Here is a 24,519-nt window from a genome sequence, read left to right on the forward strand (position 1 = left end):
CCTTACCCAGTCGCCGGCTAGCCGGTGGCTACGCGAGGGGAGGCTGGATCGGTACGCTGAATCTGATCCGGCATCCCCCCAGCTCCGACACCAAAGCTTGCAAGCGCCCGCCGTGGGCCTGCACCACTGAATTGCAGATCGCCAGCCCCATGCCCAATCCACCCGACTTGGACGTGTAGAAAGCCCCGAACACACGCTCCCGTTCTTCTGGCGCTATGCCTGGGCCGTTGTCATCCACGCAGATTTCCACCGTATCGCCCACCACTGTCGAGACAATGCGTAGCACGCCGTCACTGCGGTAACCCGCCAGGGCTTCCAGGGCATTGGTGATCAGGTTGTACACCAATTGTTGCAACTGCACCGGATCTGCCATGACGCTCACTGCCGCGTGCAATTGGGTACTCACCTGCACCCCACACTTGAGGGCATCGGCGGAGGTCAGGCGGACCACTTCAACGACTAGCTCATCGAGATTCATGGCCTTGCGCTGCATCGGTGACTGTTTGGCCAACGAGCGCAACGCCTGGACGATGTTCGCGGCCCGCTCGCTGTCAGCACGGATGTCTTCCAGGCCGGCGATGGCTTCGGCCAGGTCAGGCTCACCGCGCTTGAGCCAACGAAGGCTGGCCGCGGCGTTGGAGGCTATGCCCAGCAGCGGTTGGCTGATTTCGTGGGCAATGGACGCCGACAGTTCGTTCATCACCTGCAGGTGCGCGCTGCGGGCCAGTTCGGCGCGCGACCGACGCAGTTCGGCTTCCATCTGGGCGCGGGCCTGATTGTCCTCGGCCAGGCGTGTATAGAACTTGGCGGTCTGCAGCGACACCGCCGCCTGTGAGGCGAGGATTTCCAGCATGGCCAGACGCTGGCTGCCGAACAGGTTGGGCACCAGACGGTTTTCCAGGTAGACCAGGCCGATCAGCACGCCCTGGATCACCAGGGGCAGGCACAGCACGGATCGCGCGCCGCGGGCCTGAAGCTCCGGGCGAAAGGCTTCCGGGCAATCGTTCGCTGCGTCGTTGAGCGTCAAGGGCTTCTTGGTACGCATGGTGGCATTGATGATCGACAGTGGCGCCTGGGTCCTGAACGTCTGGCAGTCATCCAGCCGGACATGCAGGCCCGCGTCGTCGATATAGGACAGTGCTGCCATCTGGAACTCGGCACCGCTGACGATCAGCAGGGCACCATGGTCGGCACCGGAATGCTGGGTCAGGTGGCCCATCAGGGTTTCGATCAGCCCTTCGAGCAGCACTTCTTCGGACAGCGCTCGCGCGGCTTCGATGCCCACTTCCAGGTCCAGCCGGGCCTGGCTGGAGGCGCGGTAGGTTTCCTGCACCGGTTGAGTTCGCAGGAATGGGTGCAAGGTCTCCAACTGGCGGACCTTGCCTGTCGCACCCCAAATGTGGAAGCAGTCGCGTGCAAGTCGCAGGTGCAGGTTGGCACCGGAGATCAGGCCGCTGGGGATGCACACTTCGGCCAACTGTTCGTGGGCGAGCGCCTGTTCGTGAATGAAGCCGGCGGCAGTGGCGGCGATCTGGGCCTGGTCGAAGCAGCGTATGGCTGCCAGGCCGTCACCGTTAAGCTTGGCGATGACGCCTTCGATCAACAACAGCTTGTTACGGAACGTGATGGGGTTGAACTCGGCCCATTGCGCGAAGCGCTCGCGCAGTTCGTCCAAGGTCTTGCGTTTCATCTCGGGTGTGCCAGGCGCTTCTGGGCTGCCCAGCGCCAGACCGCGAAACAGCTGGTAGTCGGCCAGGTTGATATGCGCCGGGGCAGCCCAGGCATGTGTTCCGGCTTCGTCCAGGCTTACGATCGCCTGGCGTATATCGCCCAGGTAGAACGCGGACATACCGTTGAACAGCGCCTGGAAGAACCGCGTCGTTCTGGAGGTGCCGAGTTCGTGCGTGAGGGTCGCTGTCGTGCCTGACGTCAAGCCACTGCGGCAAGGTTCGGCAGTGCTCATGTTGGCAACGAAGTGTTGTTGCGCCAGGAGGATGCGTTCGATATCCCGATAGCCGTAACGGCGCACGGTGTCGAGGCCCTGTTCTACCTCGGCAGCGACTGTTTGCAGATGGTGGCCCATGAACAGCGAATCCGACACCAGGTGGTTGCAGGCATAGCAGGCCATGGCCAGGTCGCCGCTCAGGCGCGCCGAATCGATGGCTTCGAGTGCGGTGCGTCGGGCGAACTCCATCGGGGCGGTCCAGGCACTGACTTGGTCCAGCGCGAGCAGGGCGCTGGTCAGGTCGGCCTCGAACCCCTGTCGCTCGATCAACTTGAGCGCGGCCAGGCAGTAGGCGTGCCCATCATGATAGGCGGCGAAGCGTTCGGCATTCATGACCCCGAACCAGGCCAGCCCATAAGTGCTGCCAGGGGCCACGCCATATGCCAGGGTCAGCTCCATGATCTTGGCCAGGTGCAGGCAGCACAGGTCATCCTCCACGAAGAACGACGAAGAGAGCGTCGCCAGCAGTTCTATCGCGACGATCGCGTGCTCGGCTTCGGCCTTGGGCAGCGATTCGAGGCAGTGGCGACCTTGCTGCTCGATCAGGCCGCGTATCCGTGCATATTCGCTCTCGACCATGTGCCTATCGTTGCCGCGTGCCAGCGAGATACCCAGCAGACCAAGGCCTGTCAGGGCTGCATCGATGGCGGTTTCATAGTCGGAACGCAAAGTGTGCAACCGTGCCTCCAGCCGGTAGGCGCGGGCGTGCAGCAGGGGTGTGCTGGCGCGTTGTCGGCATTGGGCGATGTGTGCTTCGGCTTCGGGCATGCGCGACATCAGCATGTCGCACTCCGCCGCCAGGGCGGCGAAGGTGAAGGCCTTGGCCCTGTACGTTGCTGATTCGCAGCTTTGCCTCAGCAGGGCTTCACCGGCTGCCAGGTAGCTGGCGGCTTGCGCGTATGAGGCGTCATCGCGGGCCCGAAGCGCGGCGTCCTCCAGCATCGTCAGGAACGTTGAGTATTCATCTGCTTCGAAGGCCTGCAGGCTGGCGCGTTGCACCTGGTTGGCGATATCGAGCACGGCATTGGGCAGGTCGTCCTGCCAAACCTCGCGCATGGCCTTGGCGATACGTGCATGTTGCGCAGCTCGTTCGCACTCTGGGGTCAGTTCGTAGGCAGCTTGCATGACCCGGTCATGGGCGAAGCACAGGCCTTTCTGGCTGGGCAGCAGAAAGCCCGCGTCGACCAGTGCCTTTAGCCGTTCACCGAGACGGGGTACGCCGCAAGGCAGCGTCTTTTCAAGCAAGCGCTCGTCGCAACGGCCGCCTGCAGCACTGGCAAGGCGCAGCACATCGCGTTGGGCAACCGGCAGGCGTGTCAGGCGATCGACCATCAGGTCGGCGACGTTGTCGGCGTAGCGATGCTGCGACACGGCATGTAAGGACCACGTCCAGCGCATGGTCTGGGTGTCGAAGGTGAGCAGGCCATCTTCGACCATGACCTGCAGGATCTGGTTGATGAAGAACGGGTTGCCGGCGGTCTTGGCGTGCACCAGTCGTGCGACCTGTATCGCCTCTTCGGGCGGCACATGGTAGCGCTCGCCGATCAGATCCGACACCGCCGCAACGGAGATCGGGCGTAGCTCGATGGTCGTGATGCGCACTTCCTCGGGGCGAGTCGGTAGGGCATGGGCGGGTGCTGGATAGTTGCGCCGGGCGAGGATCAACAACAGGCTGTCGGGCGGCTGCGCGAGCAGTTCTGCTAAAAGGTGCAGGGTTGCGCTATCGGCCCACTGCGCATCATCGAAAAACAGCACCAAAGGCTGGCCGGGCCGGCTGAACACCCCTAGAAACTCGACCACCGCCCGCAGCTCTTTCTGCATCGCAAGGCGGGTGGGTTTTTCCGGCAATTCCGCCATGGGCCCGATGATCAATTGCAGGTCAGGGGCGAGCTTGCCCAGCAGCCGTCCGCGTCCCTTGAGGCGACGCAGGATCTTGTGTCGCAAGGAAGCCAGGTCTTCGCTGTTCTTGGCCAGCAGCTGCGTGGCCAACGAACCCAGTATGTCCAGCCACGGCGCATAAGGCGCGCCTTGCTCCAGGCAGGTGCACTTGCCAGATGCCCAATACCCCTCGGCGTAAGTCTTCAGTGCGGCTTGGACCAGGCTGGACTTGCCCATGCCGGTGGCACCGTTGACGAACAGCACTTGGGGCTTGCTGTCCCGGCGCAGGGCCCTGAACAGTAGGCCGATGGTTTTCAGCTCGGCCGTGCGTCCATGAAGTCGCTCGCGGGTGGGTGATATCGGTTCGGCGCAGCCAGGCGTGAAGTGATCGAGGGGCTCTTTGGCTGGGTAATGTCGGCGGCAATGGGCAAGGTCGATCGCCAGCGCCCGTGCACTCTGGTAGCGGGCATCGGGTTCCTTGGCCAGCGCCTTGTTCAGCACTTGGCTAAGTGCCCGTGGCACCTTGGCGTCGACTTCGCAGGCCGTTCTGGGCTGCACGCCAGCATGCAGTTGGCGCCAGTGCGACATGTCACGGCCTAGCAGAGGCAGTTCGCCCAGCAGCAGCTGGTAGAGGATTGCGCCCAAGGCATAGATGTCGCTGCGCCGGTCGCTGACGCTGCCATGGGGGCAGACCTGCTCTGGGGCGAGGTAAGCCCAACTGCCTACCGGTGTCTGCTGTTCGCCGACCAGCTCCGGTGGATCGGCATGGAAGCCGCCGATCTTCACGCCCAGGTCGTGCTGGACGAACACATGCTGAGGTTGCAGGGCACCGTGCAGCACGTTGCGCTCGTGGGCCTGAGCCAAGGCCGTGGCGGCGTTGGTCGCCACGTCGAGGAACGTCGATAGCGTGATCGGGCCAAGCTCCGCAAGGTCATTGATCGAGCGACCTGCCGGATAGATCAGCAACGGGCCTTCTGCGGAGCGGACGAAGGCTGAGGGAAGTACAGCCCATTGCGGGTCCAGCTGAAGGCGGTAGTTGCGTTCGAGGCGCCGGCAGGCGGCAGGGGCTGCGAGGGCCGCGCGAATCGCTACCCAGGCCTGTCCCGTCGCACTGTCGCGCAGACGGAAGTAGGTCAGGTCGCCTTCCTGCCCCAAAGGCGTGATGTCGCAGCGGCCCAGCCAGCCGTCGTCGATCGACTGGTCATAATCGATGGGCCTGTAGGCAAGGCGTTCATCGAGCATAAAGCACCCCTGCTAGCGACATCCAAGGGCGCGAGTATACGCAGCGCGAATGCCCCGCACGCTCTGGCTGGCCGGTTTGGCAGGATCGGGAACCATCTTGACCGTAATCGGCCCCAGGGTGGCGGCGCTGGCTTGTATAGTCCAAAGGCCAACCTATCCCTCGGGATAATTGTATGAATGTGGATGCTGGCCTAGATTGCACGGGGCTGCGCAACCGCCCGGACTCGCGAGATTCGAAAAGATCATGATCCGTATAGGCAATGCCCAGGTGTCGCTGGAGCGGCGGGAAGTGTTTCTGGACGGCAAACCGCTGCCCTTGGGTGGGCGTGCGTTCGAGGTGCTGGCGACGCTGATCCGGGCCAACGGCCGGGTGGTGTGCAAGGACGAGCTGTTCAGCCAGGTCTGGGCCGGCACAGTGGTGGAAGACAACAACCTGCAGGTGCAGATTTCGCTGCTGCGCAAAGCCTTTGGTGACCGGGGCCTGATCCAGACCGTTCCCCGCAGGGGTTACCGGCTGGCGGCGCAAGTGTCCAGCGATGTGGCTGCGTTGGCGCCAGGCAGATCGCCGCTTTCAGCCACTGCTGGGCCGCCGCAGGACGACATCGAAGCCGTGATGGTGCTGGTGGTCGATGACGACCCGTCGGTACGCACGGCCCTGGGCCGGCTGTTCCGTGCCGAGAATATTCCTCATCGGTTGTACGCCTCGGCGGAGGAACTGCTCGAACAACCCTGCGACACACCCTACGCCTGCCTGTTGCTGGACATGAACCTGCCGGCTGCCAGCGGCCTGGACGTGCAGCAGGCGCTGCGCAGGCTCGATGTTCCCTGGCCGGTCGTGTTCATGACCGGTTACGGCACCATCCCTATGACCGTTCAGGCCATGCGTGCGGGTGCTGTTGAATTTCTCACCAAGCCGTTCGATGAGTACGAGCTGCTGACGCTGCTGGGGTCGGTACGTGCGCGCGCCTTGGCGCAGGGGCGCAAATGGTGGGATACGCGTCAGGTCCGGGAAAAGTACCGGCGCCTGACCCAGCGCGAGCGGCAAGTGTTCTCGCTGGTGGTAGGGGGGCTGACGCACAAACAGATCGCCAAGACCATCGGTACCAGTGAAGTGACGACCAAGGTTCACAAGAAGAACATCATGAACAAGATGCAGTCGCGCTCGCTGGTCGAGCTGGTCGCCATGCACCATGTCATCGATGCCGGCCCCCGCCTTGAAGACCAGGGCGTTGCATGAGCGCAACGGTATGCATCGTCGATGACGATGCTTTCGTGCGCAGAAGCCTGGCCAACCTGTTGCGTTCGGCCGGCTTCGACACCTTGCTGTTCGGGTCGGGTGCGCAGCTGCTGGCTTCGCCCCAGGCGCGTGGGGCGGGGTGTGCCTTGCTGGACTTGAGAATGCCTGGACTGACAGGTTTGCAGGTCCAGGGCGAGCTGGCCCGGTTGGGTTGGCAGCTGCCCGTGATCTGCATGTCGGCGCATTGGGATGATGCGGCCTTGGAAGCTTCCCAGCGCAATGGCGCGGTAGCCTGCCTGGGCAAACCGTTCAATGAAGACGTACTGCTGAAGGCGGTCGAGGCTGCGTTGGCCTTGAACGTGCGTTGAACGTTCACGAGCCAGGCCGCCCAAGCGGCCTGTCCGTGCGCGTCGCCTCAATTCTGGTTGGCCAGGTTGGTGTTGGGTTGGCTGTAGCTCAAGGAGCGGACTTGGCCATTGCTGTCGCGGTAGGTCAGGGTGGCGGTAGTGGTGTGGCCTTGAGCGTTGGCTGGCGTTTGCACGGCGATCACCTGGGCAATATCCAGCGCCATGCCGTAATGGTAGGGCGTGGTTTCGACGGACTGGGCGAAAGCGCCGGTGCTGGTGACCAAGGCGAAGGTGGCGGCGGTGAGTGCTTTGCTGAGGGTCATGATCGTTCTCCAGGTTCAGTGAGGTGGGTGACGACTGCTTGCTGTCTGGAGTTAATATTGCGCTCAATTAATTAGCGCGCAAAATAAAATGCCACTATGGCCTGCATTGACTTCGCCCATCGGCGAATCTGCACACGTCGATGAGTCAGGTGCCAGGGCGATACTGGAGGGCTTCGGCCAAATGAGCCCTGGCTATCGAGTCGGTTCTGTCCAGGTCAGCCAGCGTCCGCGCGACCTTGAGTAGGCGGTGCGCAGCCCGTAGCGACAGGGTCAGCCGTTCGCAGGCGCTTTCCAGCCAGGCCTGGTCAGCTGCAGTGAGCTCGCAGTGACGGCGCAAGCCATCGAGGTCGAGGAAGGCATTCGCGCAGCCCTGGCGGCGCTGCTGCCGTTCGCGGGCCTCAGCCACGACACGGGCGACCTTGGCGCTGGTGTCGCCACAGGGGTGGTTGTCGAGTGTGGTGGCTTCGCGCGCCACAGTCAGGTGCAGGTCGATGCGGTCGAGCAACGGGCCTGACAGTTTGTTGCGGTAGCGCTGGATCTGCTCTGTGCTGCAGCGGCAGCGGCCTGAGGGATCGCCGAGGTAGCCACAAGGGCAGGGGTTCATCGCCGCTACCAGTTGGAAACGGGCAGGGAAGCGCACTTTGTCCTTGGCACGGGCGATGACGATCTCGCCGGACTCCAAGGGTTCACGCAGAACCTCAAGCACCCGTCGCTCGAACTCTGGCAACTCATCGAGAAACAACACACCATGGTGCGCCAGCGTGATTTCGCCGGGTTGCGGCCGGCTACCGCCGCCTACCAGCGCAGGCCCGGATGCTGAGTGATGGGGGTGGCGGAACGGACGCTGCGGCCAGCTTTTCAGGGGCGTGTGCCCACTGATCGACTGGATAGCCGCGACCTCCAGGGCTTCGTGCTCGTCCAGCGGCGGCAGCAGCCCTGGCAAGCGACTGGCCAGCAAAGTCTTGCCGGTACCGGGTGGCCCGGTGAACAGCAGGTTGTGCGCGCCAGCGGCTGCCAGCAGCAGTGCCCGTTTGGCCGCGACCTGGCCTTGTACTTCGCTCAAGTCGGGGTAGGGCCGACTTTGCAGCAGCAGGCCATTGGCGGCATATGGCGGCAACACCACCTGGCCGTTGAGGTGGGCGACCAACTCTAGAAGGTGCCCCACTGCGTAGACCACCAGGCCACCCGCCAGACTGGCTTCTTCAGCGTTTTCCTGCGGGACCACCAAGGCCCGACCTGCTTCGCGCGCTGCCAGGGCGGCCGGCAGTATCCCCTGCACAGGCCGTAATTTGCCGGACAACGCCAGCTCACCCAGGCACTCGATGTCGTTCAAGGCGTTCACCGGTACCTGGCCGTTGGCGGCGAGTATCCCCAAGGCGATGGCCAGGTCATAACGGCCGCCATCCTTGGGCAGATCGGCTGGGGCAAGGTTCTGGGTGATACGCCTGGCGGGATAGTCCAGGCCGGAATTGACGATGGCGCTGCGTACTCGATCCTTGCTCTCCTTGACCGTGGTTTCGGGTAAGCCGACCAGAGTGAGATTGGGCAGGCCGTTGGCCAGATGCGTTTCGACACTGACTGCAGGTGCCTGCACGCCCACCTGGGCGCGACTGTGGACGAGGGCTAGGGACATGGACGCTCCGTTGTCGTTTAAGGCGCCGCATCCTGCGGCATCTGCCAAGCATAGTGAGCCGGCGCAGGAGAGGCGGCAGAAGAGTGCGTCGAGGTTTTGCAGGGTGGCCGAGCACCTGCCGGGCCACGATAGGTTGCCTGTGCCGTCGTGGCATTCGGCAGGCACAGCAATGTGCTCGAAGGAAAATCGAAATGAACCCTCACAGCTGGCCGGGACTCAATCGAATACATGCCAGCAGGAGAGTGCTTATGGAAATCGGAACGATCTGGATCATTGTCGCGGCCTTGGTCATCATCCTTGAGATCTTTGCCATCTGGCACATCATCGGCAGCGACCGGCGCGCAGAGCGCAAGATGCTGTGGATCGTGTTCGTGGTCTATGCACCGTTCCCAGGGTTGCTTTTCTGGGCCTGGCGGGGGCCGCGGGCGGTGAAGGGCAGGGCGGTGCTGCAGGAGAAATGATTGAGCGACCAGGATGAAATCCCTTGACCCGGTAGCGCAACGCCATGAGCAAGGCTCAGCAGGCTCTCTCTTAGGGCTCGCTATGCTCAGTTACTTGCTTGACCGCTTCGATCTTGAATGCTTTGGGGTTGCGTTGACCCGTCATGACACCTCCTGGGCCTCATCATGTGGGCCTGGAGTCTCCGAAAGTCAGGGCGTTTTAATCCGCAACTTTTGGATCCAATAATTTTGCGCAGGGCTTGCCAATGGCTTAGTGTTCAACGATCACTGACGTTGTCACCGGACGACAACGCGGCTTCGTCAAAATGGACTTACAAGGTAAAGCCCTGTGCAAACGCTCACTCGCACCCGTCAGGACATCCACGAACTGGTGCAGGCCAATGCATTTCCTGAACTCAACGATTACTTCAACGTTCTCGAAGCGCGCTGGTTGCAGGCGTCCCCTGGTGAGTGTCCTGCTTATCTGGAGGCATTCGAATGGCACCTGCAGGCCCGTTCGGGCATCCAGGGTGGCAAGGCTCTCACCCAGTTCCTCAAGGCCTGGATCCAGGCCTGCCCCAATGCCTATCACCCGCGGGTGGCCATGGGTTTTCACTGCCTTGATCGTGCCCGCCATGTACAGGGGGGCGATGGCACCGACGAAGTGAGCGAAGCGCGTTGGCTGGCGGCCGAGCAGGTCTGCGAAATCGGCGCGGTGCACCTGCTGCGGGCCATGGCGCTGTCCAACGTGCCGGTGGCAGCGGCCATCTGCATGCTGCACATGAGCGCGCATTTCCGTGAACCGGGGTGGCTGAACGAGCTTCTACATGGCAAGCCCGCACGCTACAGGCCCAGTGCCCACCCTGACGTGGAGATCCAGGAGGCAGCGGCACCGTTTCTGGTCCGATTTGGCTTCGCACCTTTAGTCGACCTGCCACAGTACCTGCCACCCTGCCTGGCCATGCGGTCTGCGCGCTGGGACGAAAGTGCGCAGCAGTATTGGCTGGGCCATGCTCTGCGCTGGTTTGCCGGCTGCTTCGAGGCGGTCGAGGCATATGCAACCTACCTGCTACCCCGTTGGGGTGGAAGCCTGCAGGCGCTCGAAGATTTGGTCAGCGGCCCGTTTTGCCAAGGTTGGGGGGACGCCCAACGTAACGCCATCCGCGCGCTGCAGTTCGAAGGCGACTTCCGGCTATCGGGCCCCCTGCAGTCTCAGGAGACCGGCCAATGGCAATGTATCTTCGACCACTGGTGGCCGCGTGAACTCAGGCCGAGGGAGCGTGCCATGCTTCTGGCACGACGGGGTACATGGCGCTGGCACACGTCGCGTGACCATGCCGGTGCCATGGACGACTTCGTAGCCTGTGTCGACCTGAGCCCTGACCACTGCTTCGAGCGCGGCGGGGCGCAGTCGTTCTACACCTTCGCCTGCCTGGTCGTGCAGCACGGCATGCAGGACGACAGGCAGTCGCTGCGCATCGCCATCGAGCATCTGTGCGAGAGCCGCATGTTTGCGGCCGCCTGTGCGCTGCGGGCTGTAGGGTGTCAGTTCGGGCTGTGGGGCTTTGTCCGGTCCCTTGAGCAGGCCCGCGAATGGTTGGAGGCCGCTGTAAACCGGCAATCGGAATGCCAAGGGCAGGGCTTCGACATGCAGGAAGTACCGCGTCTGTTATGGGCAGCCCGGTTGTACGAGCCCGCGCGTTTCTTCGACGAGCAATGTGCCGAATGCGGGCTGTCGGACGCTGCCATGCGCCTTCACGATCTGCATCGGGGAGGGCTGGAGGGCACGCCGGAATGCTATCTGGACGCCGGGGCCGCGCAGCGCTGGTTGATGCGTGCGCTGGCCTTGGGCAGCCCGCGGGCTAGCTACGAGGTGGCTTGTCGGCGCATGGCTGATGAGGACCTGAGTGAGCGCGGTGCGATGCTGTCGGTCAAGCGATTGTTGCTCGATGCCATGGGCCACGCGCAGACAGATGCCCATGCGCGGCTGCAACTGGGAAGCTTGTTGCGCCAGTTCGGTGAACCTGTCGAGCGCGAAGAGGCCGTCGGATACTTGCTTGAACTGGTACAGCACGAGGATCCCTGCATCGCCGGGCGTGCCTGCGCGCACATGGGGCTGGCCTGGATGCAGGGACACGGCACACGCAAGCAAAGCCGCTTCGCCGCCATCGAGTGGGTAAGCAGGGCGGCCGTGCTGCAGCCGGACGACCCGGAGGTCGAAGGTATCCGCAGCGCGATACTCAACTCGCACAACGTGTTCAGGACACTGCTCACGTTCTGCGGCGCAACGCTGTTTCGCGGAACGCTTTACCCCAACGAGTTACCGCCTCCGGCATCGACCGCCAGGCGCGAGCGCACGCGCGCCTTAGTGTAGAGCAAGGCCAGCAGGGCTGGCCGGGGGTTATTCCTGGGCGTTAGGCGCCATGCGGGCTTCCAGCTCGGCGACCTGCTTTTCCAGGGCCTCCAGGCGAGCACGGGTGCGTGCCAGAACGACCATCTGGCTGTCGAATTCGTCGCGGCTGACCAGGTCCAGCTTGCTGAAAGCGCCTTGCATCAGCACCTTGAACTGGCTTTCCAGTTCGGCGCGGGGTTGGGCAGTGTCGCTGTTGAACAGGCGCGAGGCCTGGTCGCTCAGGGCGTCGAGAAAAGCTTTTGGCGCGAGCATGTTCGGCTTGTCCGGTAATCGTCGAGAAAGAGCGGGAGTGTAGCACGCGGGCGTTTGGCTGCTTCAGGGCGCCGTCGATCGCTGCCGAGCATGACCCAACAGAGGGCGGGGATGAACTGCTTGGGTTGCACGCTTTTTGCGCAGTGTGCGAGGGCTGCGCGCACTGAAATTGTGCATCTTTTTAGTGCTGGCGACTGGCCAATTCCGACTGTTTTACGCAACACGCTGTTTTTTGGCGGTTTATCGGAACTGGCAAGGTTTCTGCAAAGACCACTGCGAGCCATGCACTGATGCAGTTCCTTGTGACCAGGCAGTGCGCACGCGGAGCCGGAAGGTCTTGCGTCACAACCGAAACGTCAGTCGGTTGCAAGAACGAGCCGACGACGCGTTACAAAGCCAACCGCTGCGCTTAGACTTGAGACGGGTTTGTTTTCCTGGGGCAAGTCCACCAAATCGGGAGAGAGTTTCATGAAGCTAGTCACAGCCATCATCAAGCCGTTCAAGCTGGACGACGTGCGCGAGTCGCTGTCGGAAATCGGCGTGCAGGGCATCACCGTCACCGAGGTCAAGGGCTTCGGCCGGCAGAAAGGCCACACCGAGCTGTATCGCGGCGCCGAGTATGTCGTCGACTTCCTGCCCAAGGTGAAGATCGATGTCGCCATCGACGACAAGGACCTTGATCGAGTGATCGAGGCCATCACCAAGGCCGCCAACACCGGCAAGATCGGCGACGGCAAGATCTTCGTTGTGAATCTGGAGCAGGCGATCCGTATCCGTACCGGCGAAACCGATACCGACGCGATCTAAAGCGACAAAAAAAGCCTCACCAAACCCAACGCCCCAGGAGAAAACAAATGACTCTGCGTAAGATCGCAGGGCTAGGAGCCCTATTGTCCCTCGTAATGCCCGGTCTCGCCCTGGCAGAGGAGGCTGCCCCAGTGCTGAACTCCGGCGACACCGCGTGGATGCTGACCGCGACGGCGCTGGTGCTGTTCATGACCATCCCAGGCCTGGCCCTGTTCTACGGTGGCATGGTGCGTTCCAAGAACGTGCTCTCGGTGATGATGCAGTGCTTCGCCATCACCGGCCTGATGAGCATTCTCTGGGTCGTCTACGGCTACAGCATGGCCTTCGATACCACAGGTATGGAAAAGGGCGTGCTCAACTTCAATTCCTTCGTCGGCGGCTTCTCCAAGGCGTTTCTGAGCGGTGTCACGCCCAGCAACCTGACCTCGGCCGCTGCGCTGTTCCCTGAGGCAGTGTTCATCACCTTCCAGATGACCTTCGCCATCATCACCCCGGCGCTGATCGTCGGTGCGTTCGCCGAGCGCATGAAGTTCTCCGCCATGCTGATCTTCATGGGCGTCTGGTTCACCCTGGTCTATGCGCCGATTGCGCACATGGTCTGGAGCGGTGACGGCGCGCTGATGTGGGACTGGGGCGTGCTGGACTTCGCGGGCGGCACCGTGGTGCACATCAACGCCGGTATCGCCGGTCTGGTGGCCTGCCTGGTGTTGGGCAAGCGCAAAGGCTACCCAACCACTCCGATGGCACCGCATAACCTGGGCTACACCCTGATGGGTGCTGCCATGCTGTGGGTCGGTTGGTTCGGCTTCAACGCAGGCTCCGCCGCCGCTGCCAACGGCACTGCCGGCATGGCCATGCTGGTTACCCAGATCGCTACCGCCGCTGCCGCGCTGGGCTGGATGTTTGCCGAATGGATTGGTCACGGTAAGCCGAGCGCCCTGGGCATCGCCTCGGGTGTGGTGGCTGGCCTGGTGGCCATCACCCCTGCCGCCGGCACCGTTGGTCCGATGGGCGCACTGGTGATCGGCCTGGTCGCTGGCGTGGTCTGCTACTTCTGCGCCACCACCCTCAAGCGCAAGCTGGGCTACGACGACTCGCTGGATGCTTTCGGTGTGCACGGTATCGGCGGCATCATCGGTGCACTGCTGACCGGTGTGTTCGCAGCCCCGGCCCTGGGGGGCTTCGGCGCGGTCACCGATATCGGCGCACAGCTCTGGATTCAGGCCAAGGGCGTGATCTTCACCGTGGTCTACACCGCTATCGTCACCTACATCATCCTCAAGGTGCTGGACGTGGTGATGGGCCTGCGGGTCAACGAAGAAGAAGAGTCGGTCGGCCTCGACCTGGCTCAACACAACGAGCGCGGCTACAACCTGTAACCGCGACGCTGGAAAAACTTGCCCGGTTCGCCGGGCATTTTTTTGCCTGAAATTCGTCATTTCCAGCAGTGCAAACGGTTTATCGTTCACGTTCGCGACGTAGGGCGAATACTTACAAGATGCAGGGCATTCATGGTGCTTTGCTTTTTCTGCGAGCGCGCTAGAATGCGCGCCGAAGGGTGTTTGACGAGCAGTCCACACGCTTCGCCAGCCTTTGCTAGGCTTGCCAATAGCGTGTGGCCAGCAGGGTCCGGAAGAATTTGTCAGTCCCTGCCAGGAGTAGGGTCTGTTTGGTACCGCCTCCCATCAGGAGCGGGTGCCACAAGGGCAGTGGCCAACCCACGGCCAGTTGAATTTTCACTGGTGACAGCCGGTCTACGGCTGCGCACTGGTCTATAACTAACCTGCTTTTCGCAAGTCATGAGGTAGAACATGAGCGACGACGATCTGGAAAACGATGACCTCGAAGTAGGCGACGAAGACGAGGGTGATGAGGGCCTCGAAGCTGCGGCTGACGATGGCGCCGAAGATGCTGGCGATGACGACAGCAGCCCGGCACCCACTGCCAAGGGCAAATCCTCCAAGTCGGCTGTCTCGGTAGACGAGATGCCGAGCATGGAAGCCAAGCAGAAGGAACGTGACGCCCTGGCCAAGGCCATGGAAGAGTTCCTGGCCCGTGGTGGCAAGGTTCAAGAGGTCGAGGCCAACGTGGTCGCCGATCCACCCAAGAAGCCGGACAACAAGTACGGCAGCCGCCCTATCTGAGTGGCTGACGCAAAAAAGCCCGCCGTCGCTGCGGGCTTTTTTGTGGGCCGTGGTCAGGCCTGAAGGCGCGGGCGAGCGTCAGCGCCAGCGCGCGATCACGTCGGGCAACTGCGACAGTCGTTGAATTTCGGCATCCGGTGCGTTTTCTCCGGCCCAGGTCTTGCCCTGCGGGTTGAACCACACAGCGCGCAATCCAGCACGCTGAGCCCCGGCAATGTCATCGCCTGGGTGGTCACCGATATGCACCGCCGCGCTCGCGTCAACCTCGCCACGGCGCAGCGCTTCCACGAACGGTGCGGGGTCCGGCTTGCCGATGCCAAGGTCTTCGGCGCACAGGGCAAACTTGAAGTAGTCCGCCAGCCCCAGGCGGCTCACGTCGGCATTGCCGTTGGTCACCACTCCCAGGGTGTAGTGGTGACGCAGGATTTCCAGCACGGGCTGCACCTCGGGGAAAACCTCGACCTGGTGCCGCGCGTGCAGGAACACTTCGAACCCTTCGTTTGCCAGCTCCTGGGCGTGCTTTTCGCTGTAGCCGACTTCTTCAAGGGCATGGAACAGTACGCGCCGACGCAACGCGCTGATGCGGTGCTTGAGGCCTGGTTCGGCCGCCACCAGCCGCTCACGGATGGCGAACAGGTGTTCTACAGGCACACCGCCGAGGATTGGGGCATTGGCTTCGAGCCAATCGCGCAGGACCACCTCCGCGCTGGCGATCACCGGCGCGGTGTCCCACAGAGTATCGTCGAGGTCGAAGGTGATCAGCTTGATGCTCATGAGTCTGTGCCTGTGCTGCGTTTGGCCCGAGGGTGGGCGCTGTCGTAGACCGCGGCCAGGTGCTGGAAGTCCAGGTGGGTGTAGATCTGCGTGGTGCTGATGTCGGCATGGCCGAGCATCTCCTGCACCGCGCGCAGGTCCTGGGACGACTCCAGCACATGGCTTGCGAAAGAATGGCGAAGCATGTGCGGATGCAGGTGTTGGCCAAGCTCGCGCTCGCCAGCGGCTTTTACCCGCATCTGGATGGCTCGTGGGCTCAGGCGGTTACCTTGACGCGTGATGAACACCGCGCCGTCGCGAGGGTTGCCGATGCCGCGCAGTCGATACCATTCCTGCAAGGCCTCACGGGCCTTGCGGCCTACCGGCAGTACGCGCGCCTTGCCGCCCTTGCCGAGCACTTGCACTAGGCCGGCGGCCAGGTCGAGGTGTCCGAGGTCGAGGTTGGTCAGCTCGGACAGGCGCAGGCCAGAGGAATAGAACAGCTCGAGAATGGCCTGGTCGCGGCGGGCGATGAAGTCATTGTCCACGCCTCCTTCCAGCAACTGCAGGGCGCGGTCGGTGTCCAGTACCTTGGGCAGGCGTCGCTCGGTCTTGGGCGGTGCCAGGCCGTTGGCGGGATCGTGCAGGCACAGGCCTTCACGGACCAGATAGCGATACAGTCCGCGCACCGCTGAAAGCAAGCGCGCCAGGCTGCGTGAGGATTGGCCATCGTGATGCAGGCGTGCGATCAGCTGTCGAAGCTGCTGGATCTGTAGTTCATTCCAGCTGGCGATGCCTTGGTTCTTGCAGTATTGGATGACCTTGGCGAGGTCGCGGCGATAGCCCAGCAGGGTGTGGTCGGACACTTGGCGCTCGTTGCGCAGGTACGCGCAATAAGCCTCCAGCTGGCGCTCCATCAGCGCACCGGGCGCAGGGTCTGGGTGACACGGGGAACCACGCGGCCAAGCACCTCAGCGATGTAGCCGAGGAACAGCGTACCGACACTGCTCTTGTAGTGTTGCGGGTCACGGCTGCCGATTGCCAGGACCCCATGCAGCCCCTGGTATTCAAGGGCGGCCACGGCGCTGGAGCCGACTTCGTGACGCTGCTCCTCACCGAACAGAAAGGCCAGTTCGTGTTCGCGCAGGTTGCCGCTGACGGTCTTGCCACCGCCCAGCAGCCCGCCAATGGCCTGCTGGGCCTCGGCATTGCTGACCCAGCGTCCGACTGGGGCGACGTTTTCCCCGAACAGGATCAGGCTCACGAAGGGCACCTGGAATTCCTGGCGCAGGCTGTCTTCGACGGCCATCACCACTTCTTCGAGGCTGGCGGCATCCAGCAAGTCGAGGATCAGCCGACGGGTCTTGTCGAACAGTCGGTCGTTGTCCCGTGCCACGTCCATCAGTTGCGACAGGCGATGGCGCATCTCGATGTTGCGGTCGCGCAGCAGCTTGAGCTGGCGCTCTACCAGCGACACGCTGTCGCCACGCTGATGCGGAATGCGCTGCTCCATCAGCAACTCATCGTGCTCGGCGAAGAAGGTCGGGTGGGCGCGCAAATACGTGACCACCGCTTCGGCATCGAGCTCGCTGGGTTGCTGGGGTACAACGTTAGGCTGTTCGGTCATGGCGGTTACTCGTTTAGAGACGAACCTGTCCTTCGTAGACACGCACGGCGGGGCCGGTCATCAACACAGGCTTGCCGGGGCCGGCCCATTCGATGTTCAGGCGTCCACCAGGCAGGTCGAGGGTGACCGGAGAATCCATCCACCCCTGACTGATTGCAGCGACCGCCGCAGCGCAAGCACCGGTGCCGCAGGCCTGGGTTTCCCCCGCGCCGCGCTCCCACACTCGCAGGTTGGCACGATGACGGTCGATGACCTGGAGGAACCCGGCATTGACCCGTTGTGGGAAGCGAGGATGATTTTCGATCTTCGGCCCCAGCTCATGCACCGGTGCCGTTTGTACGTCATCGACACGCAGCACCGCATGGGGGTTACCCATGGAGAGGGCGGCAATCGAATAATCGCGGCCGTCGACCTCCAGCGAGTAGCTCAGCGCCTGTTGCTCGGCGATGAAGGGAATCTCGGCCGGGATGAACCGTGGCGGGCCCATGTCGACGCATACCTGGCCATCGTTCTGCACGTCCAGCTCGATGATCCCGCCTTTGGTTTCGACGCGGATGCGCTTCTTCGCAGTCAGGCGCTTGTCCAGCACGAAGCGGGCGAAGCAGCGCGCGCCGTTGCCACACTGTTCAACCTCGGACCCGTCAGCGTTGAAGATGCGGTAACGGAAATCCACTTCCGGATTGTTCGGCGCCTCGACGATCAGCAACTGGTCGAAACCGATGCCGGTATGGCGGTCACCCCATTGCTTGGCGTGCTTAGGCTGGATGTGGGCGTGCTGGCTGACCAGGTCCAGGACCATGAAGTCGTTGCCCAGCCCATGCATCTTGGTAAAACGCAGCAGCATGGGCTCACTCCGGCAGCAGGCTTTCGCCAGCGTACAGTTCGGCGATGGTCTCGCGGCGGCGGACTTCGAAAGCCTGATCGCCGTCGACCAGGATTTCCGCGCAACGGCCACGGGTGTTGTAGTTCGAGCTCATGACGAAACCATAGGCGCCCGCGGACTGAACGGCCAGCAGGTCGCCCTCGGCCAGGTTCAGCTCACGGTCCTTGGCCAGGAAGTCGCCGGTTTCGCAGATCGGCCCGACCAGGTCATAGGCCCGGCCTTTGCCCTCGCGTGGCTTGACCGCGCTGACACCCATCCAGGCCTGGTACAGGGCAGGGCGGATCAGGTCGTTCATCGCCGCATCGATGATGGCGAAGTCCTTGTGTTCGGTGTGCTTGAGATATTCCACGCGGGTCAGCAGGACACCTGCGTTGGCCACGATGTAGCGGCCCGGCTCGAACACCAATGCCAGGTCGCGGTCGCCCACGCGCTCACGGATGGCTTTGATGTAGTCGGCCACCCGCGGTGGCTCTTCGTCACGGTAACGCACGCCAACACCGCCGCCCAGGTCCAGATGGCGCAGGTGGATACCACACTCGGCAAGGCGGTCGACCAGCACCAGCAGGCGGTCGAGGGCATCGAGGAACGGGTCGACGGTGGTCAGCTGCGAACCGATATGGCAGTCGACGCCGACCACTTCCAGGTTCGGTAACTGCGCGGCGCGCACGTAGATGGCTTCGGCATCGGCAATGGCGATGCCGAACTTGTTCTCTTTGAGGCCGGTGGAGATGTACGGGTGGGTACCGGCATCGACGTCCGGGTTGACCCGCAGCGAGACCGGGGCGACCTTGCCCATCTCGGCGGCCACCACTTGCAGGCGTTCGAGTTCGTCGGTGGATTCGACGTTGAAGCAGTGCACGCCGACTTCCAGTGCCCGGCGCATGTCTTCGCGGGTCTTGCCGACGCCAGAGAACACCACGCGATCGGCGCGGCCGCCCGCGGCCAGCACACGCTCCAGCTCACCGCCGGAAACGATGTCGAAGCCCGCGCCCAGGCGCGCCAGGACGTTCAGTACGCCCAGGTTGGAGTTGGCCTTGACCGCGAAGCACACCAGGTGCTCGACGCCTTGCAGGGCATCGGTGTAGCTGCGGTACTGAGCCTCGATATGGGCGCGCGAGTACACGTAGGTAGGGGTGCCGAAACGTTCGGCAATGGCCGACAGGGCCACGCCCTCCGCGAACAGTTCACCGTCGCGGTAGTTGAAAGCGTTCATCTGATTTCCTTACTGCTCTGGCGTCTGCTCGGGCTCGATTGGCTGCTCTGGCTGCTGCTCTTGCATTGGCGCAGGTTGAGCGTGCTGGTGCTGATGCGATTTGTGGCTGCCTTTGCCGTCCTTGCCTTCTTCAGGCAGGTACAGAGGGCCTTTCTGACCGCAGGCCGAAACGAGGCAGGCAACAGCGACCAGCGCCGCAAGTGAGGAAATCAGGCGCTTCATGGGTGAAATCCTTTGAAATAAGCAGTATTGCGACCGAGTATACCGAGCGACCAGCGGATTGCCTATGCAAGAGCCGGTCCGTCGGGCGGGCTATCCTTGTGTGCTGCCGGTGCCGGAAATCGCCTTGCGCAGGCACTGTAGGAGCCGGCTTGCCGGCGATGAGGCCAATGAAGGCCACGGCAAACCTTTGCATTCAACGGCAAGCGCCCGTATCTTGCCCGCCTTGCCTGTAAGCAGCCAATTTCGAGGTTCCTGCAATGAGTTTGAGCGAAGCGCGTTTCCATGATCTGGTCGACGCGACCCAACAGGCCCTGGAAGACCTGTTCGACGAGAGCGACCTGGACTTGGACATGGAGAATTCCGCAGGGGTGCTGACCATCAAGTTCGACAACGGCAGCCAGCTGATCTTCAGCCGCCAGGAGCCGCTGCGCCAATTGTGGCTGGCCGACCGTTCCGGTGGGTTCCACTTCGATTATGACGAAGAGAGCGGCAAGTGGGTCTGCGAGAAAAGCGAAGAGCTGCTCGGCGAGATGCTCGAGCGCATTGTCTGGGAACGGGCCGGCGAGAAGCTGGACTTCGACGAGATCTGACATGAGCGCCCAGGTGCGGCCGCCCAAGCCGCTGTACAGCAATGTCAGTCCCGCAGTGCCGTCGCCATGCATCAGCGTTTGCCGACTGGATGAGCACAAGGTTTGTACCGGCTGCCACCGCCATGTCGAGCACATCCGTGAATGGCGCTCGGCGGACGACGAACGGCGCCGGCAGATCTGCCGCGAGGCCCAGGCGCTGCGCGAGCAGGCACAGGCACATTGACCCCACGGGGTTGAGTATTTGCCCGTCTGTGGTAGTGTCGGGGTCTGCGTCGGTGACGCCAAAGCATCCACAAACCCCGCCCTTGGGCGGGGTTTTGCTTTATCTGTCCGATGAAAACAGCCTGTTCACAAGGAGCCTGACTGGATCATGAGCACCAAGCCTTCCCTCATCCTCACCCGATTGGACGTACAGCGTCTCGAGCGCCTGATCGACAGCCTCGACGAAAGTACCCCGGGTGTGCTCGCCCTCCAGGGCGAGCTGGACCGCGCCGAGCAGGTGGTCGGTCATGAGGAAGTGCCAGCCGGCGTGGTGACCATGAACTCCCGCGTGCATTGCCGCGAGGAGGCCAGCGGCAAGGACTACCACCTGACCCTAGTGTACCCGAAGGATGCCGGTGCTGACGGCAAGGTCTCGATCCTGGCGCCCATTGGCTGTGCGCTGTTGGGCCTGTCGGTGGGTGAGCAGATCGACTGGCCGGCGCCGGGTGGCAAGACCCTCAAACTGAAGCTGCTGGCAGTCGAGTACCAGCCGGAAGCTGCGGGCGACTTCGACCTCTGACGGTCATCGCGGCCGTTCAGGGCTCCAGGGCCGCCTGTAACTGTGCCAGGCCCTCGTTAAGCGACTGTTCCAGTTGGCGCTTGTAGCGCAAGTAGAGAATGGTCGACCCTAGTTCGTCGCCGAGCAGCTCCGAGAGGTCCAGGTCGGTGATGTAGCACCGGTACTGCCCGGCGCTACGACGCTGGCCGAGAATCTGTCGGGCGACCACGGCATACAGCTCATCGCCGTGGTCCAACTCGGAAAATTCCAACTGGTCGCAATAGAGCGTGACATGCACGTCGTTGTCAGTGCCTGCCTGAAGAATGGCCTGGACTTCGTAGCAAGGCTGATCGAGGCCTTCGTTCGGTGCGGGTCGTGGCTCGATGCCGCGTGCCTTGCCAGGCCCGGACGGCAACAGCTGCGCATAGTGGATTTGCAGCGGAACTTGCCTTGAGTAATCCAGGGGTAAGCGGGCATCACGGCGCATCACCACCGAACGCAGAAAACGCTGCAAGGGCAGCAATAGATGACGCTCGTCCTGCAGCGGCAGGCGTTGCTGCCACAGGGCGTTGTACTCGTCGAGCACATACAGGTCAGCCCAGCCATCGAACAATCGGTAGAACACCTGGATGCAGTCGGGGCGGCCTTGCTCGAGCACCAGTGGCAGATCGTGGTCCTGCAGGGCATTGGCGTCCAGGTACAGTGGGCTGTAAGCGCTGCGTTCCTCGCCCAGGTAATCGAGCACGGCCTCCTGGCTGTCCAGCGTGACCAGGGCGACTTGGCCGGGTTGCAACTCCAGGGCATGCGTATGCTGTGCTACTTGCAGCAGGTAGCGATGGTTCTGGCCTTGATCGAGCAGCAGTTGCACCGTGTCGAAAATCTCTTCGACCCGCTGGCTGATGGCCTGGGCGCGGTTGTGGCAGAAACAGCGCACCCGCACCCGTGGTCGATGGCTGCGCTGGCCGAGTGTGTTGAGGAAGTCGCGTAGGCAACGCAGCAGCGCATGCTCGCCGTCGTAACGCTGCACCAGCACTTCGTTCCAGCTATTGAGGGTGATTTGGTCAACGGTCAGCACCAGGTTCTCGCGCACCCCGGCGTAGCTCAACGAGTCGGTGCGCTCGGTGGTCATCAGGATGTTCAGGTCGCGGTGATGGCGCAGCGGGTCGACCCCGACGTTGACCAGCAGCAGAATTTCATCGGCAACGCTGGGTTGCAGCAGGCGCACCTCGCTGACACTGCCCAACGGCAGGGGGAGGCTCTGCTGCAGGCTGCCCAGCAGGTTGAACAGCTCGAATTCCGTCAGGTCGCTGACCCCAGGGTGCAGCGCCAGGCGCGTGCTGCTGTCGATGACGCCGTTGCGGTGGGCCCAGGTCAGCAGTTCGAGCAATTCGCGGCAGCGCTTGATCGGGCTGAAGTGTTCCCACTCGTGCACACCGAGATTGCCGTTGTACAGGCCCCAATGGTGGCTGCCAGGCTCCTTGCGATTGGGCGACTGGACCAGCGTCAGGGTGTCCTCGGCCAGGTCCGGGGCAATGCCGGGGTTGATTACCTCGATCTTGCCCGCCCGGCGCTCGAAGGCGGCATACAGGCGTCGGCCGAGCACGTTGAGGTCGCGCTGGTCAGCGCGGCTGCTGGCATTCTGGTTGTGTGCGAACTGGCTGAGGAAGCGGTAACTGTGGTTGAGTTCGGCAACCAGTTCGCGGCGTTCGAGGGCGACCTGGCGCACTTTCCACTGGCTACGGCTGTCGAGCATGGCCAGTTGTCGTTCGTCCCAACCCCACTCATCGGTCAGGCGCTGCAATAGCCGACGCTGCCAGCCACTGTTGCGTGAGCGGTCAAGTGTGCTGATTTTCTTGTTTACCTTCAGGTAGAGGCTGCGCCGCACCAGTTCGAGGCGGGCGGTTTCTCCCCGTTGCAGCAGATAACGCTCGATTCGCCGGTACACCATCACGTAGGGGTCCAGTTCATCGAGGTTGAGCTGATTGGCGAAGACAGATTGCTTGTAGTCCAGGCTCAGGCAGCGCCCGCTCGGGTGTTCACTGGCATAGACCTCGGTCAGCAGTAACTTGAGCAAGGATTTGTAGGGTGAGTCGATCCCCTTGAACAGCTGCCACAGGCCGGCGCCGACAAACTCACCGGGCGGAATGTGCGCCAGGTTGCCCAGGTCCAGGGCATCGGTGCTACGAATGAATCGCTTGGACAACAAGGTTTCGGTGTAGCCGCGATAGTTGTGTTCCTCATACACGGGCACGAGCCACCACAGCGGCGTACGTCCGGCCAACCAGATAGCGGTGCGGTAAAATTCATCGAGCAGCAAAAAATGCTGGGTGGTACCGCAATCGTCCGAGCTGAGCTGGCTGTCTCGCTGGCCCTGGGCGAAACCTTGCGGGTCGATCAGGAAGAAGTGCGCTTCGGCGCCCTGGCTGTCGGCCCAGGTTTCGAGCAACTGGCATTTGCGCCGCAGCTCCTGGAGCTGATGGTCGTTCAGGCCTGGTGCATGGCACACCCAGAGGTCCATGTCGCTCTGTTCGGCCTGGGCCAGGGAACCCAGGCTCCCCATCAGGAACAGGCCATGAATCGGCCGATGCGGGTTGCCCAGGCGCGTCTTGTACGAGAACGAGCGGGCCAGTCGTTGGCCCTCGGCGACCAGTTCTGCATCGGGCTCGAAGCCCGAGACACCGGCCGGTGTGCTGCCGGAGACATAACCGGGCAGCAACGGATGGTTGACGTGAAACAACAGCGGCAGAAGGGTCAGCACCTGTTGCTGGCGCGTCGAAAGCCCGTCCTTGGCGCGCTGCAGCCTGCCTTCGTTGACCTGCAGGAACCGCGCACGCAATTTCGCCAGCACCTTGCGGTCGATGCCTTCGTCCAGGTCGGGGCGGATTTCGTGGGGGTGGTTCATTCAGCGCTCAGAGCAGGCCAGGGTAGCTGCGGCGAGTTTAGCCTGAGTATCGCAGTCGGATAAGTCGAAAAGCGCAAAATTTGACGCCATTTTGCCAGCGCGTGGGCCCCCACCAGCGGCGCGCCGCTGATGGGGCCCATGCCATCAGGCCGGTTGCGCAGTCTTGAGGATGGTCAGCAGCTGCTGGACACTCTGGGCGGCATCGAGCCCCAGGCTAGTCAGGTAGCCGCCGTCAGGCTGGTCGGTCAGTTGTTTGTCGAACAGCCGCTTGGCTGCCGCGACAAGGGCGGGCGACGCGTTGCTGTGGACCTTGATGCCTTCCTGATGGCTGTCCAGGTTGAACAGGGCGAGGACTTCCAATTCGGCGATCAGTTCGGGGGTGAAGGACATGGCGACTCCTGACTTCCAGACGAGGATGGCGGCACCGGCAGCGGTGCCTGATCCTGGAGTGTAGTCGGCTTATTCGTCGTCGCCTTGATACGCCTCAGGGGGAAGCTCCGGCAACGCGCGCAAGGCTGTTTCGTACCACTCACCGTCGAACGGACGGTCTTCATCGAGCATGTTGTCGATTTCAATGGCCAGCACATGGGCCATGAGGTTGAGGATGTCTTCGCGCGCGTAACCCACCAGGGTCAGCTTGTTGAACGTGGCCTTGGCAGCGGGCGGCTCGCCGCTTTCGATCTGGTTCTCGATAGCCTGGGTCAGCGTCGCTTCGGCGAACGCTTCTTCGTCGTCATTGTCGATGTCGGTGGGCTCGCTCATGGCGGTACTCCTGTAGTGGGGCATACAGTTTGCCACGCCTTGGCTGGTCATGCCTGGCTGTTCAGTCTATAAAAGCCGGGCCAACC

Annotated in this window: 23 protein-coding genes; 10 read left to right on the forward strand and 13 right to left on the reverse strand. The window is 62.7% G+C overall.

Going from position 1 to position 24,519, the window contains the following annotated elements:
- Positions 1–28 precede the first annotated feature (28 nt).
- Positions 29–5,125, reverse strand: a complete 5,097-nt coding sequence (locus VXM67_RS03105; RefSeq protein ID WP_367237493.1) for an AAA family ATPase — start codon at positions 5,123–5,125, stop codon at positions 29–31.
- Positions 5,126–5,369: 244 nt separating this feature from the next.
- Here VXM67_RS03105 and VXM67_RS03110 point away from each other — a divergent pair, with 244 nt between their 5' ends.
- Together VXM67_RS03110 and VXM67_RS03115 are read left to right on the forward strand one after the other, a co-directional pair.
- Entirely contained in the window at positions 5,370–6,362 is a 993-nt protein-coding gene (locus VXM67_RS03110; protein ID WP_023378095.1) for a response regulator, read from the forward strand.
- Positions 6,359–6,730 carry a response regulator gene (locus tag VXM67_RS03115; RefSeq protein ID WP_023378096.1) on the forward strand — a complete coding sequence of 124 codons (372 nt, stop codon included), beginning with the start codon at positions 6,359–6,361 and terminating at the stop codon, positions 6,728–6,730. Before VXM67_RS03110 ends, VXM67_RS03115 begins: the two co-directional genes overlap by 4 nt.
- A gap of 47 nt (positions 6,731–6,777) precedes the next feature.
- Here VXM67_RS03115 and VXM67_RS03120 read toward each other — a convergent pair whose 3' ends face one another.
- Positions 6,778–7,032, reverse strand: a complete 255-nt coding sequence (locus VXM67_RS03120) for a DUF2790 domain-containing protein (RefSeq protein ID WP_104882307.1) — start codon at positions 7,030–7,032, stop codon at positions 6,778–6,780.
- Positions 7,033–7,177: 145 nt separating this feature from the next.
- Entirely contained in the window at positions 7,178–8,665 is a 1,488-nt protein-coding gene (locus VXM67_RS03125) for a YifB family Mg chelatase-like AAA ATPase (protein ID WP_367237494.1), read from the reverse strand.
- 248 nt (positions 8,666–8,913) lie between these two features.
- Here VXM67_RS03125 and VXM67_RS03130 point away from each other — a divergent pair, with 248 nt between their 5' ends.
- Together VXM67_RS03130 and VXM67_RS03135 are read left to right on the forward strand one after the other, a co-directional pair.
- Entirely contained in the window at positions 8,914–9,126 is a 213-nt protein-coding gene (locus tag VXM67_RS03130; protein WP_023378100.1) for a PLDc N-terminal domain-containing protein, read from the forward strand.
- Positions 9,127–9,454: 328 nt separating this feature from the next.
- Positions 9,455–11,479: a DUF4034 domain-containing protein gene (locus VXM67_RS03135; RefSeq protein WP_023378101.1), complete on the forward strand. Its 2,025-nt coding sequence runs from the start codon at positions 9,455–9,457 to the stop codon at positions 11,477–11,479.
- Between the two features lie 27 nt (positions 11,480–11,506).
- Here VXM67_RS03135 and VXM67_RS03140 read toward each other — a convergent pair whose 3' ends face one another.
- Positions 11,507–11,770 carry an accessory factor UbiK family protein gene (locus VXM67_RS03140; RefSeq protein WP_023378102.1) on the reverse strand — a complete coding sequence of 88 codons (264 nt, stop codon included), beginning with the start codon at positions 11,768–11,770 and terminating at the stop codon, positions 11,507–11,509.
- A gap of 468 nt (positions 11,771–12,238) precedes the next feature.
- Here VXM67_RS03140 and glnK point away from each other — a divergent pair, with 468 nt between their 5' ends.
- The 3 genes from glnK (at position 12,239) to sutA (ending at position 14,721) form a co-directional block, all read left to right on the forward strand.
- A complete protein-coding gene (gene glnK, locus VXM67_RS03145) occupies positions 12,239–12,577 on the forward strand; it encodes a P-II family nitrogen regulator (protein WP_002555808.1) in 339 nt (112 codons plus the stop codon).
- A gap of 47 nt (positions 12,578–12,624) precedes the next feature.
- Positions 12,625–13,956, forward strand: a complete 1,332-nt coding sequence (locus VXM67_RS03150; protein WP_023378103.1) for an ammonium transporter — start codon at positions 12,625–12,627, stop codon at positions 13,954–13,956.
- Positions 13,957–14,388: 432 nt separating this feature from the next.
- On the forward strand, positions 14,389–14,721 hold the full coding sequence (gene sutA / locus VXM67_RS03155; RefSeq protein WP_023378104.1) for a transcriptional regulator SutA: 333 nt from the start codon (positions 14,389–14,391) through the stop codon (positions 14,719–14,721).
- Between the two features lie 78 nt (positions 14,722–14,799).
- Here the strand turns inward: sutA and VXM67_RS03160 are convergent, their stop codons facing one another.
- From VXM67_RS03160 to VXM67_RS03185, 6 genes are read right to left on the reverse strand one after another with little or no spacing between them, the layout of a single operon-like run.
- Positions 14,800–15,495 carry an HAD family hydrolase gene (locus VXM67_RS03160; protein WP_023378105.1) on the reverse strand — a complete coding sequence of 232 codons (696 nt, stop codon included), beginning with the start codon at positions 15,493–15,495 and terminating at the stop codon, positions 14,800–14,802.
- Complete coding sequence (gene xerC, locus VXM67_RS03165) at positions 15,492–16,391, reverse strand: tyrosine recombinase XerC (RefSeq protein ID WP_202675803.1); 900 nt, start codon at positions 16,389–16,391, stop codon at positions 15,492–15,494. The genes VXM67_RS03160 and xerC overlap by 4 nt, the downstream gene beginning before the upstream one ends.
- Complete coding sequence (locus VXM67_RS03170; protein WP_027907881.1) at positions 16,391–17,101, reverse strand: DUF484 family protein; 711 nt, start codon at positions 17,099–17,101, stop codon at positions 16,391–16,393. The genes xerC and VXM67_RS03170 overlap by 1 nt, the downstream gene beginning before the upstream one ends.
- A gap of 13 nt (positions 17,102–17,114) precedes the next feature.
- A complete protein-coding gene (gene dapF / locus VXM67_RS03175; protein ID WP_023378108.1) occupies positions 17,115–17,945 on the reverse strand; it encodes a diaminopimelate epimerase in 831 nt (276 codons plus the stop codon).
- Positions 17,946–17,949: 4 nt separating this feature from the next.
- Positions 17,950–19,197, reverse strand: a complete 1,248-nt coding sequence (lysA, locus tag VXM67_RS03180) for a diaminopimelate decarboxylase (RefSeq protein WP_023378109.1) — start codon at positions 19,195–19,197, stop codon at positions 17,950–17,952.
- A gap of 9 nt (positions 19,198–19,206) precedes the next feature.
- Positions 19,207–19,419, reverse strand: a complete 213-nt coding sequence (locus VXM67_RS03185; protein ID WP_023378110.1) for a lipoprotein — start codon at positions 19,417–19,419, stop codon at positions 19,207–19,209.
- Between the two features lie 257 nt (positions 19,420–19,676).
- On the opposite strand from VXM67_RS03185, the gene cyaY reads away from it, so the two are divergent.
- From cyaY to rnk, 3 genes are all read left to right on the forward strand, one after another.
- Positions 19,677–20,009, forward strand: a complete 333-nt coding sequence (gene cyaY / locus VXM67_RS03190; protein ID WP_023378111.1) for an iron donor protein CyaY — start codon at positions 19,677–19,679, stop codon at positions 20,007–20,009.
- Position 20,010: 1 nt separating this feature from the next.
- Positions 20,011–20,232 carry a DUF1289 domain-containing protein gene (locus VXM67_RS03195; RefSeq protein ID WP_023378112.1) on the forward strand — a complete coding sequence of 74 codons (222 nt, stop codon included), beginning with the start codon at positions 20,011–20,013 and terminating at the stop codon, positions 20,230–20,232.
- A gap of 147 nt (positions 20,233–20,379) precedes the next feature.
- Positions 20,380–20,790: a nucleoside diphosphate kinase regulator gene (gene rnk, locus VXM67_RS03200; RefSeq protein ID WP_023378114.1), complete on the forward strand. Its 411-nt coding sequence runs from the start codon at positions 20,380–20,382 to the stop codon at positions 20,788–20,790.
- 16 nt (positions 20,791–20,806) lie between these two features.
- On the opposite strand, the gene VXM67_RS03205 is transcribed toward rnk, so the two are convergent.
- The 3 genes from VXM67_RS03205 to VXM67_RS03215 all read right to left on the reverse strand — a co-directional run bounded on the left by VXM67_RS03205 (position 20,807) and on the right by VXM67_RS03215 (position 24,433).
- Entirely contained in the window at positions 20,807–23,671 is a 2,865-nt protein-coding gene (locus VXM67_RS03205; RefSeq protein WP_027907883.1) for a class I adenylate cyclase, read from the reverse strand.
- 144 nt (positions 23,672–23,815) lie between these two features.
- Positions 23,816–24,061, reverse strand: a complete 246-nt coding sequence (locus VXM67_RS03210; protein ID WP_023378117.1) for a TIGR02647 family protein — start codon at positions 24,059–24,061, stop codon at positions 23,816–23,818.
- A 69-nt stretch (positions 24,062–24,130) separates the two neighbouring features.
- Positions 24,131–24,433, reverse strand: a complete 303-nt coding sequence (locus tag VXM67_RS03215; RefSeq protein ID WP_023378119.1) for a hypothetical protein — start codon at positions 24,431–24,433, stop codon at positions 24,131–24,133.
- Positions 24,434–24,519 lie beyond the last annotated feature (86 nt).

Source organism: Pseudomonas sp. Rh2, assembly GCF_040762985.1.
GTDB lineage: Bacteria > Pseudomonadota > Gammaproteobacteria > Pseudomonadales > Pseudomonadaceae > Aquipseudomonas > Aquipseudomonas taiwanensis.